This is a genomic window from Psychrobacter sp. FME5, assembly GCF_014861375.1.
Classification (GTDB): domain Bacteria; phylum Pseudomonadota; class Gammaproteobacteria; order Pseudomonadales; family Moraxellaceae; genus Psychrobacter.
Window position 1 is genome coordinate 1 of sequence record NZ_RRYX01000225.1, and the last position, 1,419, is coordinate 1,419.

At 43.6% G+C, this 1,419-nt stretch carries 1 protein-coding gene and 1 pseudogene; both read left to right on the forward strand.

Annotation, left to right across the window (positions count from 1 at the left end; genetic code table 11):
- Positions 1 to 122 (forward strand): annotated as a pseudogene (locus tag EI161_RS14360) (IS982 family transposase); the annotation flags it as partial.
- Positions 100 to 1,377 carry an autotransporter outer membrane beta-barrel domain-containing protein gene (locus EI161_RS14365; protein WP_192529944.1) on the forward strand — a complete coding sequence of 426 codons (1,278 nt, stop codon included), beginning with the start codon at positions 100 to 102 and terminating at the stop codon, positions 1,375 to 1,377. The pseudogene EI161_RS14360 and the gene EI161_RS14365, both read left to right, overlap by 23 nt.
- Positions 1,378 to 1,419: the final 42 nt, after the last annotated feature.

A 1,419-nucleotide genomic window follows, 5' to 3' on the forward strand; every position in this document is an offset into this window, starting at 1 on the left:
GAGATTTATGGCATTTGTCTCATCGATTGATTCGTAAGATTCTGTCTCATAATCTATGCTTTGTACTCAACAAAAAACTTGGTAACCCGCCTCTTCAGTTTGAATTGCTTATTTCAAGTTGAGAGTGGGGTATCAGCAGTAAACAGTCAGGTCCAGACGATTGGCGCCCTAAAAAATAATGGTGCAAACTACATTTTAGTACCCAATATTCCTGATGTCGGCCTCACACCTAGAGCCATCGAACAAGGTGCAGCGGCACAAGCGCAAAGTACTTATATCACCAACCTATATAACCAGTCCATGTATATCGGCGCTCAAAATACAGGCGCAAATATTATACCATTGGACACCTTTAGCTTACTACAAGAAGTCGCTGCCAATCCTACGGCCTTTGGTTTTACTAATATTACAACAGCAGCTTGTAGTACAGACAGCTCGCTAACCTGTGGATCAAGCGACTTAGCTATTCCGGACGCCAATGAAACCTATTTTTTCGCTGATGGCATCCATCCGACAGGCAGTGCCCACCAACTGATTGCTGATTATGCCAATGCGGTCGTCACAGCGCCTAGCTTAATCGGTGTATTGCCACATATCGCGACCACCACAGGACTGGCAACCAATGAGCGTGTGCAATCACACGTCAATCAAATCCAAAGCAGCGAGCAAAAACCTGCCCGTACGTTATGGGCAGTCGGTGAAATTGAAAACCAAGACATTGCAGGGTTTGAAGACGACGGTAATGCACAGGTATTACTAGGTGTCGATTTTGCTCATCCCAATTCAGCAAATGCAGTCACAGGCATATATGGTAATATTACTCAAAATCAATTTGAAAACTCAGGTGTTTCTACTGGCTTAAGCAATATTGAACTGGATGAAGTCGGCTTGGGTGTTTATCACAGCAATACGCTAGACAATTTTGGTGGCATACAGATTAATGGTGCCGTTGGTTTTGGTAATATGGATGTGGATGTCACACGCGCTGTCACGCTCGGCAGCTATCAGCAAGAATTTAAATCAAATGCTGATGGTAAACGGTTTTATGCCAATGTACAGGCGGGCTACCCAATGCAAATCAGCAGCGTGGCTATCACTCCTTATCTTGGTGCAACCGCTAATCGTGTAAAGATTGGTAAACTTGAAGAACAGGAAAGCTCTGGCATCGCCATGCAGTTCGATGAACAAAAGTATACGACAACCTATGGCAAGCTTGGAGTCAAAGCCAATCATAACTTAATGAAAAGTATGAACGTATTTGGCGATGTTCATTACCAAAAACAGCTGAGCGACAATCGTGATGTCGTTACCGCGCGGTTAAACACCTTATCGAATGTTAGCTTTAGCACACCGATGGTAGACACTGTAGTGGCATAATAAAATTGGACAGCTTCTAAGAGGTTATAATAACCCAAAGAA